The organism is Kribbella sp. NPDC056345 (assembly GCF_042262745.1).
In the GTDB taxonomy this organism is placed as follows: Bacteria; Actinomycetota; Actinomycetes; order Propionibacteriales; family Kribbellaceae; genus Kribbella.
The window spans coordinates 269,605-284,072 of the sequence record NZ_JBHJQQ010000008.1 but is presented as its reverse complement, the minus strand read 5'-3'; the positions used below and the strand labels follow the sequence as shown (position 1 = coordinate 284,072).

Annotated in this window: 17 protein-coding genes; 7 read left to right on the top strand and 10 right to left on the bottom strand. The window is 67.9% G+C overall.

Translation table 11 applies throughout. The annotated features are described in order from the left end of the window. Window positions 1-19: 19 nt before the first annotated feature. The 5 genes from ACFCV3_RS27980 to ACFCV3_RS27960 all read right to left on the bottom strand — a co-directional run bounded on the left by ACFCV3_RS27980 (window position 20) and on the right by ACFCV3_RS27960 (window position 4,487). Window positions 20-769, bottom strand: a complete 750-nt coding sequence (locus ACFCV3_RS27980; protein WP_376034739.1) for a succinate dehydrogenase/fumarate reductase iron-sulfur subunit — start codon at window positions 767-769, stop codon at window positions 20-22. After that, entirely contained in the window at window positions 766-2,646 is a 1,881-nt protein-coding gene (locus ACFCV3_RS27975) for a fumarate reductase/succinate dehydrogenase flavoprotein subunit (protein WP_376034737.1), read from the bottom strand. Before ACFCV3_RS27975 ends, ACFCV3_RS27980 begins: the two co-directional genes overlap by 4 nt. A 13-nt stretch (window positions 2,647-2,659) precedes the next feature. Next, entirely contained in the window at window positions 2,660-3,460 is an 801-nt protein-coding gene (locus tag ACFCV3_RS27970; protein ID WP_376034735.1) for a hypothetical protein, read from the bottom strand. Continuing rightward, on the bottom strand, window positions 3,460-3,753 hold the full coding sequence (locus tag ACFCV3_RS27965) for a hypothetical protein (protein ID WP_376034733.1): 294 nt from the start codon (window positions 3,751-3,753) through the stop codon (window positions 3,460-3,462). Before ACFCV3_RS27965 ends, ACFCV3_RS27970 begins: the two co-directional genes overlap by 1 nt. A 107-nt stretch (window positions 3,754-3,860) precedes the next feature. Then, window positions 3,861-4,487 (bottom strand): hypothetical protein, encoded by a 627-nt coding sequence (locus ACFCV3_RS27960; protein ID WP_376034731.1) that lies wholly within the window; start codon window positions 4,485-4,487, stop codon window positions 3,861-3,863. Window positions 4,488-4,548: 61 nt separating this feature from the next. On the opposite strand from ACFCV3_RS27960, the gene ACFCV3_RS27955 reads away from it, so the two are divergent. The 5 genes from ACFCV3_RS27955 (at window position 4,549) to ACFCV3_RS27935 (ending at window position 8,847) form a co-directional block, all read left to right on the top strand. Further along, the gene (locus tag ACFCV3_RS27955) at window positions 4,549-4,917 is read left to right on the top strand and encodes a (deoxy)nucleoside triphosphate pyrophosphohydrolase (protein WP_376034729.1); all 369 of its coding nucleotides are present in this window, start codon (window positions 4,549-4,551) and stop codon (window positions 4,915-4,917) included. Between the two features lie 166 nt (window positions 4,918-5,083). Further along, complete coding sequence (locus tag ACFCV3_RS27950) at window positions 5,084-5,380, top strand: LuxR C-terminal-related transcriptional regulator (protein WP_376034728.1); 297 nt, start codon at window positions 5,084-5,086, stop codon at window positions 5,378-5,380. 38 nt (window positions 5,381-5,418) lie between these two features. Continuing rightward, window positions 5,419-6,348: an N-acetyl-1-D-myo-inositol-2-amino-2-deoxy-alpha-D-glucopyranoside deacetylase gene (gene mshB, locus ACFCV3_RS27945; protein ID WP_376034726.1), complete on the top strand. Its 930-nt coding sequence runs from the start codon at window positions 5,419-5,421 to the stop codon at window positions 6,346-6,348. A 62-nt stretch (window positions 6,349-6,410) separates the two neighbouring features. Then, window positions 6,411-6,926: a flavin reductase family protein gene (locus tag ACFCV3_RS27940; RefSeq protein WP_376035123.1), complete on the top strand. Its 516-nt coding sequence runs from the start codon at window positions 6,411-6,413 to the stop codon at window positions 6,924-6,926. A 154-nt stretch (window positions 6,927-7,080) separates the two neighbouring features. Then, on the top strand, window positions 7,081-8,847 hold the full coding sequence (locus ACFCV3_RS27935) for a VanW family protein (protein ID WP_376034724.1): 1,767 nt from the start codon (window positions 7,081-7,083) through the stop codon (window positions 8,845-8,847). 11 nt (window positions 8,848-8,858) lie between these two features. Here the strand turns inward: ACFCV3_RS27935 and ACFCV3_RS27930 are convergent, their stop codons facing one another. Next, a complete protein-coding gene (locus ACFCV3_RS27930; RefSeq protein ID WP_376034723.1) occupies window positions 8,859-9,296 on the bottom strand; it encodes a type II toxin-antitoxin system PemK/MazF family toxin in 438 nt (145 codons plus the stop codon). A gap of 11 nt (window positions 9,297-9,307) precedes the next feature. Further along, window positions 9,308-10,204, bottom strand: a complete 897-nt coding sequence (locus tag ACFCV3_RS27925) for a GNAT family N-acetyltransferase (RefSeq protein WP_376034721.1) — start codon at window positions 10,202-10,204, stop codon at window positions 9,308-9,310. A gap of 155 nt (window positions 10,205-10,359) precedes the next feature. Between ACFCV3_RS27925 and fdxA the strand changes: the two genes are divergently transcribed. Then, window positions 10,360-10,686 (top strand): ferredoxin, encoded by a 327-nt coding sequence (gene fdxA / locus ACFCV3_RS27920; RefSeq protein ID WP_376034719.1) that lies wholly within the window; start codon window positions 10,360-10,362, stop codon window positions 10,684-10,686. 43 nt (window positions 10,687-10,729) lie between these two features. Here fdxA and ACFCV3_RS27915 read toward each other — a convergent pair whose 3' ends face one another. From ACFCV3_RS27915 to dapD, 3 genes are all read right to left on the bottom strand, one after another. After that, complete coding sequence (locus tag ACFCV3_RS27915) at window positions 10,730-11,224, bottom strand: hypothetical protein (RefSeq protein ID WP_376034717.1); 495 nt, start codon at window positions 11,222-11,224, stop codon at window positions 10,730-10,732. Between the two features lie 39 nt (window positions 11,225-11,263). After that, complete coding sequence (locus tag ACFCV3_RS27910; RefSeq protein ID WP_376034715.1) at window positions 11,264-12,241, bottom strand: hypothetical protein; 978 nt, start codon at window positions 12,239-12,241, stop codon at window positions 11,264-11,266. Between the two features lie 93 nt (window positions 12,242-12,334). Then, the gene (gene dapD, locus ACFCV3_RS27905; protein WP_376034713.1) at window positions 12,335-13,270 is read right to left on the bottom strand and encodes a 2,3,4,5-tetrahydropyridine-2,6-dicarboxylate N-succinyltransferase; all 936 of its coding nucleotides are present in this window, start codon (window positions 13,268-13,270) and stop codon (window positions 12,335-12,337) included. A 209-nt stretch (window positions 13,271-13,479) separates the two neighbouring features. On the opposite strand from dapD, the gene ACFCV3_RS27900 reads away from it, so the two are divergent. Continuing rightward, window positions 13,480-14,466 carry a LacI family DNA-binding transcriptional regulator gene (locus ACFCV3_RS27900; protein WP_376034712.1) on the top strand — a complete coding sequence of 329 codons (987 nt, stop codon included), beginning with the start codon at window positions 13,480-13,482 and terminating at the stop codon, window positions 14,464-14,466. Window positions 14,467-14,468 lie beyond the last annotated feature (2 nt).

Below are 14,468 nucleotides of genomic sequence, written 5' to 3'. Positions count from 1 at the left end.
AGCAGTTGTGCACATCAGGTCAGGCGCGGCGGCGGATCTTGTTGCCCAGCCAGACGATGGGGTCGTACTTGCGGTCGGCGACGCGTTCCTTCATCGGGATGAGGGCGTTGTCGGTGATCTTGATGTGTTCGGGGCAGACCTCGGTGCAGCACTTGGTGATGTTGCAGAAGCCGAGGCCGTGTTGTTCCTGGGCGGCGTGCTGGCGGTCGCCGGCGTCGAGGGGGTGCATGTCAAGTTCGGCGATCCGCATCAGGAACCGGGGGCCGGAGAAGGATTCCTTGTTCTCCTCGTGGTCACGGATGACGTGACAGGTGTCCTGGCACAGGAAGCACTCGATGCACTTGCGGAACTCCTGCGAGCGCTCGACGTCGATCTGCTGCATCCGGTACTCGCCGGGCTTCAGGTCGGCCGGGGGCTTGAACGCGGGGATCTCGCGGGCCTTCTGGTAGTTGAAGGACACGTCGGTGACGAGGTCCTTGATCACCGGGAAGGTCCGCATCGGGGTGACCGTGACGGTCTCCCCTTCCTCGAAGGTGTTCATCCGGCACATGCACAGCAGCTTCGGCATGCCGTTGATCTCGGCGCTGCAGGAGCCGCACTTGCCGGCCTTGCAGTTCCACCGGACCGCCATGTCCGGCGTCTGGGTCGCCTGCAGCCGGTGGATGACGTCGAGGACGACCTCGCCCTCGTTCACCTCGACCTCGTAGTCCTTCAGCTCACCACCGTCGGCGTCACCACGCCAGACCCGGAACTTGGCCAAATAACTCATACCGGCAGCTCCTCTTCGGTGAGGTACTTCGCTAGCTCGCTGCGCTCGAACAGCTCGAGCAGGTCCTCGCGCATCGGGATCTGGTCCTTCTTGACCACGGTGACCCCGTCGCCGTCGCCCTGGAGCGAGCAGACCAGGAGCAGCTTGCGCCACTCGGCGTTCATACCGGGGAAGTCGTCGCGGGTGTGACCGCCGCGGGACTCCTCCCGCAGCAGGGCGGCCTTGGCGACGCACTCCGACACGGTCAGCATGTTGCGCAGGTCGAGGGCCAGGTGCCAGCCGGGGTTGAACTGGCGGTGCCCCTCGACCGTCATCTTCGCGATCCGGCCGCGGAACTCGGCCAGCCGGGACAGTGCCTGCTCGATCTCGTCGGCCTTGCGGATGATGCCGACCAGGTCGTTCATCGACTGCTGGAGTTCCTGGTGGATCGTGTACGGGTTCTCCCCGCCCTCGAGCTCGAACGGTGCCAGGGCTTCGGCCGCGGCCGCGTCGACATCGGCCTCAGCGATCTTCGGCCGGTTCTCGCCCAGCGACTCGACGTACATCGCCGCACCGGCTCCGGCGCGGCGGCCGAAGACGAGCAGGTCGGACAGCGAGTTGCCGCCGAGGCGGTTGGAGCCGTGCATCCCGCCGGCCACTTCACCGGCGGCGTACAGGCCCTTGACCGAGGACTGCGCGGTGTCCGGCTCGACCTCGACGCCACCCATCACGTAGTGACAGGTCGGGCCGACCTCCATCGGCTCCGCGGTGATGTCGACGTCGGCCAGTTCCTTGAACTGGTGGTACATCGACGGCAGCCGGCGCTGGATCTCCTCCGCGGGCAGCCGGGACGAGACGTCCAGGAAGACGCCGCCGTGCGGGGTGCCGCGGCCGGCCTTGACCTCGGAGTTGATCGCCCGGGCGACCTCGTCGCGGGGCAGCAGCTCCGGTGGGCGCCGGTTGTTGTCGGCGTCCTTGTACCAGCGGTCGGCCTCTTCCTCGGTCTCCGCGTACTGCGCGCGGAACACGTCCGGAACGTAGTCGAACATGAACCGCTTGCCTTCGGAGTTCTTCAGTACGCCGCCGTCGCCGCGCACCGACTCCGTGACCAGGATCCCCTTCACCGACGGCGGCCAGACCATGCCGGTCGGGTGGAACTGGATGAACTCCATGTTGATCAGCGTCGCGCCGGCCCGCATCGCGAGGGCGTGACCGTCACCGGTGTACTCCCACGAGTTCGAGGTGACCTTGAACGACTTGCCGACACCGCCGGTGGCCAGGATCACCGCGGGCGCGTCGAACAGGATGAAGCGGCCGGACTCACGCCAGTACCCGAAGGCACCGGAGATCGCGTCGCCGTCCTTCAGCAGCTCGGTCACCGTGCACTCGGCGTAGACCTTGAGGTTGGCCTCGTAGTCGCCGGTCGCCTCGAAGTCCTCCTGCTGCAGCGAGACGATCTTCTGCTGCAGGGTGCGGATCAGCTCCAGGCCGGTCCGGTCGCCGACGTGCGCGAGCCGCGGGTAGGTGTGACCGCCGAAGTTGCGCTGGCTGATCTTGCCGTCCGGGGTCCGGTCGAACAGGGCGCCGTACGTCTCCAGCTCCCAGACCCGGTCCGGCGCTTCCTGCGCGTGCAGCTCGGCCATCCGCCAGTTGTTCAGGAACTTGCCGCCACGCATCGTGTCGACGTAGTGCGTCTTCCAGTTGTCGTTCGCGTTCGCGTTGCCCATCGCGGCCGCGCAGCCGCCCTCGGCCATCACGGTGTGCGCCTTGCCGAACAGCGACTTGCACACGATCGCGGTGCGCTTGCCCTGCTCGCGGGCCTCGATCGCCGCGCGCAGACCGGCGCCGCCGGCCCCGATCACGACGACGTCGTAGGTGTGTCGTTCCAGCTCAGTCATATCTCGCAGATCCTCAGTTCAGGAAGCGCAGGTCGGAGAACCAGCCGGCCGACAGCGCCATGATGTAGAAGTCGGTCAGGATCACGGTGAACAGCGACGCCATCGCGAACGTGCCGTGCTTCGGGTTCAGCTTGGACACCCAGGTCCAGTACCGGTACCGCCACGGGTGCTTGGAGAAGTTCTTCAGCCGGCCGCCGACGATGTGCCGGCAGGCGTGGCAGGACAGCGTGTACAGCCAGAGCATCACCAGGTTGATCCAGATGATCACCGTGCCGAGGCCGATCCCGAAGCCGCCGTCCTTACCGTGGAAGGCGAGCACGCCGTCGTAGACGTTGAGCACACCGAAGACCAGCGCGCCGTAGAAGAAGTAGCGGTGCAGGTTCAGACCGGTCAGCGGGAACTTGCTCTCACCGCTGTACTTCTTGTGCGGCTCCGGTACGGCGCACGCCCCGGGCGCGAGCAGCAGCGAACGCCAGCCCGCCTTGCGGTAGTAGTAGCAAGTCCCGCGGAAGCCGGCCAGGACGGCGAACGTGATGATGCTGAACGGGATGAAGACCGGGAACTTCGGGAACCACGTGCCCAGGTGACTCGAACCCGGCACACACGACTCGGTGACACACGGCGAGTACAGCGGGGTCAGGTAGTGGTGCTCGTCCACCCAGTACCACTTGTTCATGAAGATCCGGATCGTCGCGTAGACGATGAAGAAGCCCAGGATCACCCCGATCCGCAGCGGCGCCAGCCACCAGCGATCGGTTCTCGCGGTCTTCAGTCCAACTTGTGCGCGCCCGGGCGAATCAACTCCATGTGCCATCAGGGGGCACGCCGATCCGGTGCGCCGAAGCCTTCATGCTCCGCGTCTGTCCACATGGACGCGTCATACTCCACGTCGGGAATCTCCTCGAGGTCCTCCGGAACCGGTCCGGGTCTGTGCTTCGGGTCGGGAGGGCCGAGCTCGGCCAGATCGTCGCTCAGCCGGGCCACATCGGAGACCAAGCGACGAACGCCGAGAGTGTCTCCGTACTCCTGGCTGAGCTTTCCGACGGCCGCATGTAGCGCTTCCAGCGCGCGGACTACGGGCGCTACGGCGCCGTTGCCTTCACCCATGCCGACTCCAGTGATGGTGTTGTAGCTGTCAGTATGGGCACACTTTGCCGCGCTGGAGCATGCAACGGAAGACCTCTCGGTACGGCGTGTTTCTACTTAGGGTTGCCTCAGTTGCCGACGGCCGACGAGTGGAGTAATGGAGTGAATCCGGCCTTCAGGACAACGAGATTCGCCGCTGGGGTCAGCACCTCGATCTCGATCAGTCCCGGCGGCCGGCGCGGGTTTTCGTAACCCTGCCACGACCACGGCAGCACCTGCCCGTCCAGCACCAGCGCCGGGCGGCCGTCGTACCGGACCATGGCGCCGTCCGGTAGCGCACCGAGATCGCGGATGGCAGTCCGTTGCCGGCGTGTGCGCGGTTCGACGCGTTGACTGTGCAGTACGGCGTCCATCGCGGGCGCGCGTGGGCGTTCGTCGAGGTGATGTCCCTGCGCCCAGGCCCCGGCGTACCGCAGGAAGTCCCTGCGTCGGCAGTAATGACAGGGCCGATGCCCGGCCGCGAGTGCGACGGCTTCGTCGAAGAAGAACAAGGCGGTCCAGCGCCCGGGCGGCATCGGATCGCGCTGAACTCCCTTCCAGTCAAGGACGCAGCAGATCCACGCCTTGGAGCGCCAGCGGGTCGTGCCGAGGCGGCGATCCGGGCTGTGCAGGCTGCCGCGGTTGCCCATCAGGAGGCCGCGCCCGTCCTCGGCGACGATCTCCTGGGTGGGAAGAACCCTGTTCTGCAACGGCATGCAGCTCATCGTGCCGTAGGCCACCGACGGTTTTTCGTTACATGTCTGACAGAGTCACCTTGTGCAGATCGTTGTAGGTGTAGCCGTCGTGCGTGGTGAGCGGGTGCTGGCGGCGTACCGGCCGGGTCCCGAGGGTGGTTGGGAGTTCCCGGGTGGGAAGGTCGAGCCGGGGGAGACCGAGGCGCAGGCAGCAGCCCGGGAACTGCGCGAGGAGCTGGACCTCGAGGTGGAGATCGGCGCCTCGCTCGGACCGGGGGTGGACATCTCCGACAAGTACCGGCTGCACGTCTACCGGGCGACGATCGTGACAGGCGAGCCGGTACGGCGGGAGCACGCCGAACTGCGGTGGTTCGCGGCGGCCGAACTGGTCGAAGCGGACTGGCTGGTACCGGATCGTCCGTTCGTGAGGGCCCTGCGCGACCAGCTGTAGTGGCGGAAGTCACACTCGGCGGAAACGACGTTCCGGAACCGTCGGATCACGCTGAGAAAACGGCCCCGGCCGCAAACTGTATGGGTCGTTTGTATGGGTTGTACCTGGTGAGTGGTCTACGCCGGCGGCGAGAATCCTTCTGCACGCTACTGGGGAGGAGTGAGGAATGTCGGTGTATCAGGTCGTCCCTTCGGTCCGGAGGGAAGACGTCGTACCGGAAGATGTCTGCGAGATCTACGAACTGGGATCCCGGCGGCAGACGCCGGCGGCGATCAAGGAACTGACCAGCCGTCAGATCGCGATCGGGCGGATGCTGTCCACCGGGACGAAGGACGCCGCGATCGCTCGTGAGCTCGGGCTGTCCCTGCGGACCGTCCGGGCCGAGGTCAGTGCGCTGGTCGTCGGGCTCGGAGCCAAGTCCCGGTTCCAGGCCGGCTGTCTGCTGGTCCGTCGCTTCGGCTGACGGGAATAAGTGTCGGGGCTGCGACGTAGTGTTTGGGTATGGCTGAGCTCCCCCCGTCACCAACTGCACAGCGACGGCTGTTGCTGGTGCACGCCCACCCTGACGACGAGACCATCAACAACGGCGCAACCATGGCGCGGTACGTGGACGAAGGCGCCCACGTCACGCTGATCACGTGCACTCTCGGTGAAGAGGGCGAGGTGCTCGTTCCGGATCTGTCCCATCTGGCCGCTGACCAGACCGACCAGCTGGGACCACACCGGATCACCGAGCTCGAGGCCGCGATGGCCGAGCTCGGCGTCACCGACCACCGCTACCTCGGCGGCCCCGGTAAGTACCGCGACACCGGGATGATCTACAACGACGAGGGCAACGCGGACGTCCCGCCGGACACCCGTCAGGACAGCTTCTGGCAGGCCGACCTGCTGACCGCGGCGAACGATCTGGTCCCGGTGATCCGGGAGATCCGCCCGCAGGTCCTCGTCACCTACGACGAGTACGGGAACTACGGCCACCCGGACCACATCAAGGCACACCGCGTCGCGATGTACGCCGCTGCCCTGGCCGGCGCCCGCTCGTACCGTGAGGACCTCGGCCCGGCCTGGGAAATCCCGAAGATCTACTGGACCGCGATCATCGAGTCGGCGATGCGGGCGAGCCTGCGCGAGCTCCGCGCGGCCGGCGACACCACGACCTTCGAGGGGATGGATCCGGAGGGTCCGATGCCGCCGATGATCACCCCGGACCGGTTCATCGACGCGATCGTCGACGGCTCGGCGTACATGGACCGCAAGATGAACGCGATGAAGGCGCACGCCACCCAGATCACGGTGGACGGGCCGTTCTTCGCTCTGTCGGACAACAACGGCAGCTCGATCTTCGGCGACGAGGGCTACCGCCTGGTCAAGGGCACGGCTGCCCCCGGTCCCAACGGCGTCGAGGACGATCTGTTCGCCGGCCTGGCGTGACGGTCCACACACGCCTACTTCAGACATCAACCATCCGCCGGGCATAGGCTGCTGAGGTGTCAATGACGCCCGAGCCCAGCGGGATCGTGCCGCCCGAGGAGTTCCGGGCGGCACTGAGCCAGTTCGCGGCCGGGATCCTGATCATGAGCACGCTGCAGGACGGCGTGGCCCATGCGATGACGGCGAACGCGTTCACCTCGGTGTCGCTGGACCCGCCGCTGGTGCTGGTCTGCGTCGACAAGGGTGTGCGGATGCACGACGCGGTCCTCGACTGCGGCTACTGGGCCGTGTCGGTGCTGGCCGCGGACCAGCAGGAGCTGGCCGCCCGGTTCGCCCGGTCCGGGCGGGATCTGTACAGCCAGTTCGACGGGGTCGCGACCGAATCCGGACCGAAGACCGGTTGCCCGGTGATCACCGGCTCGCTCTCGTGGCTGGAGTGCCGGACCTGGGCGACGTACGAGGGCGGTGACCACACGATCGTGGTCGGCGAGGTGCTCAGTCTGGGCCTCGGGGAAGCCCTGAGTGCCGGTGCGCTGGTCCATCACGCCAGTCACTATCGGGAGCTGCCCGCACGCTGAGCGTGGCGAAGGGGGCTTTTGAGGCAGGCGGGGCCTGCCCCAAAGGTCGGGAAGGCCTGCCCCGTCCCGTAAGATATGCCCTTGTGTCCCCAGCGGGCACAGCCTGACCATAGGTGCCTGCGGCGCCAGGGCATGAGCAGGAGGACTTCGTCCGGTGGGGAAGAAGCAGCTCGCGGGGATTGTCGCCGCGGCAGGACTAGGCGTGCTCGTCGTGGGGTACGGCGCCGCCTTCGCGTTCGCCGGAGACAAGATTCCCGGTGACACCACCGTGCTCGGCATCCCGCTCGGCGGGCTGTCGGAGAGCGATGCCAAGGCCAAGCTCGACGCCGGACTGAAGGATCGGCTGGCCCAGCCGGTCAAGTTCAAGGCCGGTGACTCGGCGACGTCGTACTCGGTGAACCCGGCCGAGGCCGGACTCAGCCTGGACGTCGAGGCGACAGTGGCCCAGGCCGGAGCCGGGCGCAGCCTGGCCCCCGCGCGGATCTGGCGTGCCCTGACCGGTGGTTCCGCGGTCGAGCCGGTGGTCGCCAAGGACGAGGCGAAGCTGCAGGCAGCGGTCGCGAAGCTCGCCAAGCAGGTGAACCGCCCGGCGACCGAGGGCTCGATCACCTTCGACGGACTCAAGCCGGTCCCGCACAAGCCCGCCGAAGGGCTCGAGCTGGACACCGCAAAGGCCGTCGACGTCGTCGTCGCGGCCTACCCGAGTGGCGGCACCGCGGCGGACCTGCCGGTGCAGGTCACCCAGCCGCAGGCCGGGTCCGACGCGATCAGCAAGGCGATCACGGACTTCGCCGAGCCGGCCGTGGCCGCCCCGATCAAGCTGACCGTCGGCGACAAGTCGGTCTCGCTCACCCCGTCGGAGTTCGCACCGGCGCTGACCTTCACGGTGAAGGACGGCCAGGTCACCCCGACGCTGAGCGGCAAGCAGCTGGAGCCGCTGTTCCAGAAGCGGTTCAAGGCCCTCGAGACGCTGCCGAAGGACGCGACCTTCGAGATCGCGGCCGGTAAGCCGAAGGTCGTCCCCGCCGTCGACGGCATGGTCGTCGACCGCACCAAGGTCGTCCCGGCGATCATCTCGGTGCTGCCGAAGCCGGCCGGTGAGCGCAAGGCCGCGGTCGGCCTGGCGAGTACCAAGGCGAAGGTGACCACCGAGCAGATCGAGAAGCTCGGCATCAAAGAGGTGATGGGCGAGTTCACCACCGAGTTCCCGCACGCGCCGTACCGCAACACCAACATCGGTACCGCGGCCCGCAAGATCAACGGCACGCTGCTGAAGCCGAACGAGATGTTCAGCCTGAACAAGATCGTCGGCGAGCGGACCAAGGAGAACGGCTTCACCGAGGGCAACATCATCAGCGGTGGCGTCTTCAAGCTGGACCTCGGCGGCGGGGTCTCCCAGTCGGCGACCACGACCTTCAACGCGGCGTTCTTCGCCGGGCTCAAGGATGTCGAGCACAAGGCGCACAGCGTCTACATCAGCCGCTACCCGATCGGCCGCGAGGCGACCGTCGCGTGGCCGTCGGTGGACCTGAAGTTCCTCAACGACTCCGGCAACGGGATCTACATCCAGACCATCTTCACCGCGTCCAAGCCCGGCAGCCAGGGCCGGATCACGGTCAAGATCTGGGGGACCAAGGTCTACGAGATCAAGGCGCGGGCCTCCGGCAAGTCGAACAACCGCGCCCCCGGCCTGGTCTACAGCCAGGAGCCGGGCTGCCGCCCGCAGGCACCGACCGCCGGTTTCGACATCACGATCTTCCGGGACTTCTACAAGAACGGTGCGAAGGTCAAGACCGAGCAGTTCACCACGCACTACAACGCGGCCGACGACATCCGCTGCGGCCCGAAGCCCGGGACCACGACCCCGCCCCCGAACGGCCCGCAGAACACCCAGACGACCCCACCTCGTACGCCGAGCTGACCGGCGGCCGCCTAGCCGCGATGGAGGGTGTGGAGCCCGGCAGCGACCTGGTTGAACAGGTCCTCGCCGATCACCGCACCCTCGCGGCGAACCAGCGCCGGATCGACGCGGAGGACCCGGTCCAGCCGGACCTCGCTGTTCCGGCCCTCGCGGTCCCAGGCGCCCTGGCCGACGTCCATCCAGACCCGGCCCCAGCGGGCCTCGTCGGCGGCGTCGCGGTCGTGGTCCTTGCTGGTCAGGATCAGCGCCAGCAGGTACGGCCCGTCGGATCCGACCACGAGCACCGGCCGGTCCTTCCCGCGCTGGTGGTCCTCCTCGAACGGCACCCAGGTCCAGACCACCTCACCCGGGTCCGCCACCCCGTCATCCGGGTGTGGCGTGTACTCGACCTGCACGGTGCCTTCGAAATCCCCGGCATACTCGGGGCGCTCCACCACGTGATCCGCCATACCGGCTGAGCCTAGCCCGAGGGGCTCACCAGATACCGGTAGCGATACGCCTCGACGTACCCGAGCCGCCGGTAGGCCGTCACGGCCGGCAGATTGTCCTCCAGGACCTCCAGATAGGTCCGGCGGCCGCCCTGAGGCCCTGCCCAGCGCGCCAGAGCCTGTACGACGGCCGCCGCCAGCCCGCGGCCGCGGTGGGCCGGTGCGACCCGGAGAGCGTCGATTCCGAGCCAGTGACCGGTCATCGCGCCCCGGCCGACCGCCACGTGCTCGCCGTCGAGCACGATCGAGGCGAAGACGGCCTTGGGTGCACCTTCCAGCACGACCGGCGCCGGAGCGGGAACCGGTCCCTCGAAGGCGACGCCGTACCAGGCCTTGCCGGGGCGCTCGGCGAGGTCGACCTCGTACGGCGGGAGCGCGTTCACGTGGTCGAGTGTGGTGTGCATGACCAGTACGTCGGAACGCTCGGGGTGGCCGTCGATCCAGCCGAGCTCCTGCAGGTCGGTCGCGGCCGGGCTGCCGAGGCGGACCTGGGCCTGCGGTGGCAGCCCGCGCTCGACGTACCAGGCTTCAGCACGCTTGAGCGCCTCGGTGAGCGGCGTCCCGGGGTTGCCGGCCGTGAGCAGCGAGTTGCCGCGACCGGTCCAGCCCGAGGATGCCCGCAGCAACCACTCGCCGAGATACACGGTCTCGGCCGCCGGACGGCCCAGTGCGGTGGTCAGGAAAAGCTGCTCGACGTCGACCGGGCGTAGCGGCATCTCCGGGATCGGTTTGGCCGCGGTGATCGCGGAGAGCTCGATCTCGTGCCGGCTGCTGTCGGCATGCCGGACCACCAGCTGACCCTCCCGACGGTCCTCGAGAACTCCGATGACGTCGGTTAGGCCACCCTTAATTCGATGCCGGACCACCACACGGTGTCCGATATCACGAGTACCAAGGCCTGACACGATCCGGACTCCTGGCAGAGTGGGCAGCGTATTACCGTGATACTAGAGACTCTTGCACCACCGCATCGCAGCAACCCAGAGGATCATCGCTGCGCGTGCCTGCCATAGGAGGAGTAGCAGTGACCTACGTCATCGCGCAGCCGTGTGTTGACCTGAAGGACCTCGCTTGTGTCGAGGAGTGTCCCGTGGACTGCATCTACGAGGGCAACCGGATGCTGTACATCCACCCCGACGAGTGCGTGGACTGCGGAGCGTGCGAGCCGGTGTGCCCGGTCGAAGCCATCTACTACGAGGACGACACCCCGGAGCAGTGGAAGGACTACTACACCGCGAACGTCGACTTCTTCACCGACCTGGGCTCGCCCGGTGGCGCGTCCAAGATGGGCAAGATCGACAAGGACCACCCCTTCATCGCCGCGCTGCCCCCGCAGGAGCACGACGAGTAAGAGCTGAGAAACGACGGTGGGGTACGCAGGTACCCCACCGTCGTCAGCCCACCTTGACGTCGGCCGTGGCCAGGATCTTCTCGTTCGCGAGCTTGGTGCCGAACCAGCCGATCAAGGAGGCCGGGAGGCCCCACACGGCCACTGTCACGAGCGTGCGGATCATCGCTTCCTCGGCCGAATCGGACGATTGCGTCCAGATGCCGGTCGCGGCATGCACCCCGCCGTCCAGTCCGATGCCGAGCATCACGTAGGCGACCACGAGCAGTAGCCGCCCGAAGCGGTCGGCAGCGCCGCGTTTGCGCGCCCCTCGCCACAGGTAGCGCCCGATCGTGAACACCACGATCCCCCAGAAGGCCGCTGCCATTCCGTCCGCGACCTGGACCGGCGGTCCGTCGCCACGGAACGCGTCGAATGCCTGGATGACCCCGACTGCCGAGACGAGGCCGTAGATGGTCAGGCCGATGCCTGCCACGATCAGTACGAGTCCGGCCAGGTTGAACAGGACGTTCGGCCGGTGTTGCTCCCCCAGATTCGCCATGTACTCAGGGTGAGCGGGGACCTTCAGACAGTCTTCAGATCAGTTGTCGAGGACGTCGACGTGCACGTGGTCGAGGTGCCGGAGGATCTTCTGGTCACCGGACCGGGCCGGTGGCGTGTAGTCGCGCCACCCGCTGTCCGAGCGGCCGCCGGCGGTCCAGATCTTGTCGCTGAAGATGATCGTGCGGATGTTCAGCAGCTTGGCCCGGGCCACCAGGTACTGCGCCATCGCCCAGCCCTTGGTCGTGTTGGCCGCCGTGATCGGCCGGACGAACACGTCCACCGCCCGGCCCTCGTAGTGCGCCGACCCCTCCATGTGCCCGGACCGGACCCCGCCCGGCGCGTAACCACCGGTGGAGATCCGCCCGAACGTTGCCAGCAGATCCCGCCGTACGGCGTCCGCGCGGGGCGTCAGCCCGTTCTTGCCGACTGTCTGGACCGGTACGTCGTCCGGGTTGACCGTGCAGCTGAAGACCGCCTTCGAATTGCCGGTCAGCGCGGAGGCGAGCACGCGGGCGTCGGCCTCGTGGTCGGCGTACGCGTTCGGGAAGGCGCTGCGCTGGACGCGGTCGGCCGCGACGGTGATCGGGAGCTTCTGGTAGTCCTTGATCTTCACCAGGGCGTCGTAGAACTTGCCGGATGCGTAGTGCGGGTCCTGCACCTGCTTCGTCGACCCCCAGCCCTGGGACGGTCGCTGCTGGAACAGGCCCAGCGAATCCCGGTCGCCGTGCGCAAGGTTGCGCAGCCCGGACTCCTGGTACGCCGTGGCGAGCGCGATCGTGACCGCCCGGCCCGGCAGCCCACGCCGTACGGCGACGCCCGCGATGATCGCGGCCGACTCGGCCTGCTCCAGTTCGAGCTCGACGGTCGCGCCGTTGACCGTGGCCACGCACTGCTCCGGTGGTGGCAGCAGCGGGCCGAGGTCCTTCCCGCCGACCCAGGCCACAGCTCCGCCGATGACGAGGCTGAGCGCCCCGATGGACCCCAAGGCAACGAGCACGCCTCGCTTCATCGGCATACCGCTCCCAACGTGCGAGAGCGGTGGCCTGGTTCCGCGGTGTAGATCACGATGTGGTTGACGCTCGAACCCGCCGAGCGGTTGGCGGGTTTGTCACGCGTTCGCGTGCAGGGCTTCGTTGAGGGTGATGCCCTCGCCCTGACGCGGCCGGGCCTCGACGGCGCCGGTGACCGAGTTGCGGATGAACAGCAGCCCGGGCTGGCCGGACAGGTCGCGGGCCTTCACCACGCTGCCATCGGGCAGGGTGACCTTGGTCCCGGCCGTCACGTACAGACCCGCCTCGACCACGCAGTCGTCGCCGAGCGAGATCCCGGTCCCGCCGTTCGCTCCGAGCAGGCAGCGCTTGCCGATCGACACGACCTGCGTCCCGCCGCCGGACAACGTGCCCATGATCGATGCGCCGGCCCCGATATCGCTGCCGTCGTCGACCACGACACCGGCGACGATCCGGCCCTCGACCATCGACGTACCGAGCGTGCCGGCGTTGAAGTTCACGAAGCCCTCGTGCATGACGGTCGTGCCCTCGGCCAGATGCGCACCCAGCCGCACCCGGTCCGCGTCACCGATCCGCACCCCACTCGGTACGACGTAGTCCGTCATCCGGGGGAACTTGTCCACGCTCGTGACGCTCAGGTGCTGACCAGCAGCCCGCGCGCGCAGCCGCACGTGCTCGATCTCCTCGACCGGCACCGGCCCGACCGACGTCCACGCGTTGTTCGGCAGTGCGCCGAAAATCCCGTCCAGGCTCAGCCCGTGCGGCCGAACCAGCCGATGCGACAACAGGTGCAGCCGGAGGTACGCATCCGCAGTCCCACTCGGCCCCTCGTCCAGCACGATCTGCGTGCTCACGACCTCACGCCGTACCTGCCGCAGCTCGTCGTTCCCCTCCGCCGCCACCAACTCCGCCGGCGCCTTCACATCCTCCGGCCGCTCACCCAGCTCCGGCGCCGGATACCAGACATCCAGCACAGTCCCGCCGGCAGTAACAGTCGCAAGGCCAAAGCCCCAGGCGTGGGTCACGTTCGTCATGGGGACAGCCTGCCAGACGCCTGGTCGCCCGCGCGGGCCGGACCTGCAGGCCATCACAACTGGGGATCCGGGAGCGGGCGCAGGCGTGCGGCGAGGCGTGACGCGCAATTGTGATGGCCCTGGCGTCCGCACCCCTTTTCGGGGCTGGTCGAAGGGCTTGAGGGGCGGGGGTGGACGGGCTATCTATACGTATAGATGGGAGTGGTGGGGTGGCTAGGGTTACGCAGGCTGATGTGGCTCGGGCGGCGGGGACGTCGATGGCTGTCGTCAGTTATGTGGTGAACGGGGGACCGCGGCCGGTGGCGGCGGCTACTCGGCAGCGGGTGCTGGCGGCGATCGAGCAGACCGGGTACCGGCCGGACGGGGTGGCTCGGGCGCTGGTCGGTGGGTCGACCATGACGTTGGGGCTGATCGTTCCGGATATCGCGAACGAGTTCTTCGCCGAGCTGGCGCGGGCGGTCGAGCATGCTGCTCGGCAGGTCGGGCGGACGGTGCTGCTGGCCAATTCCGAGGGGGATGCGGAGACCGAGCTGGCGTTGCTGGAGACGTTTCTGCAGCGCCGGATCGACGGGGTGGTGATCATCTCGCAGGCCCCGATCACGGCCGCTCGGTTGCTGGAGCGGGCGGGGACGCGCCGGGTGTTCCTGGGCGCCGCGCCGCCGGACGACTCGTCGATCGGGGTCGACAACTTCGGCGGGGCGGTGGCCGCGACCATGCATCTGGTCGGCCACGGGTACGAGCGGATCGCGATGATCGGCGGCCCTGCTGACGCCGAGGTGGCCGAGGCCCGCCGGGAGGGGTGGCAGCACGCTCTCACCTCGCTCGGTGCGGCGGACGGTGCCTTCGTGCATCAGCCGTTCACGGTCGACGGCGGGTACGCCGGTGGGCTGGAGCTGCTCGGTGGTCGGCCGCGACCACAGGCTGTCTTCGCCGCCTCGGACCGGCAGGCGATCGGGCTGCTGCGCGCGGCTGCCGATGAGGGTCTCGCGATCCCCGACGACCTCGCCATCGCCACGTTCGACGGTTCGGCCTTGTCGGCGTACGCGGTGCCGTCGTTGACGACCGTCCAGCAGCCGATCGCCCAGATGGCCGAACTCGCGGTCCGCCAGCTGACCACGCACGACGCTCCGCGGCTGCACGCCGTACTCGAGGTGGACCTGGTGATCCGCCGGTCCTGTGGTTGTTCCCGCTCCTAGCC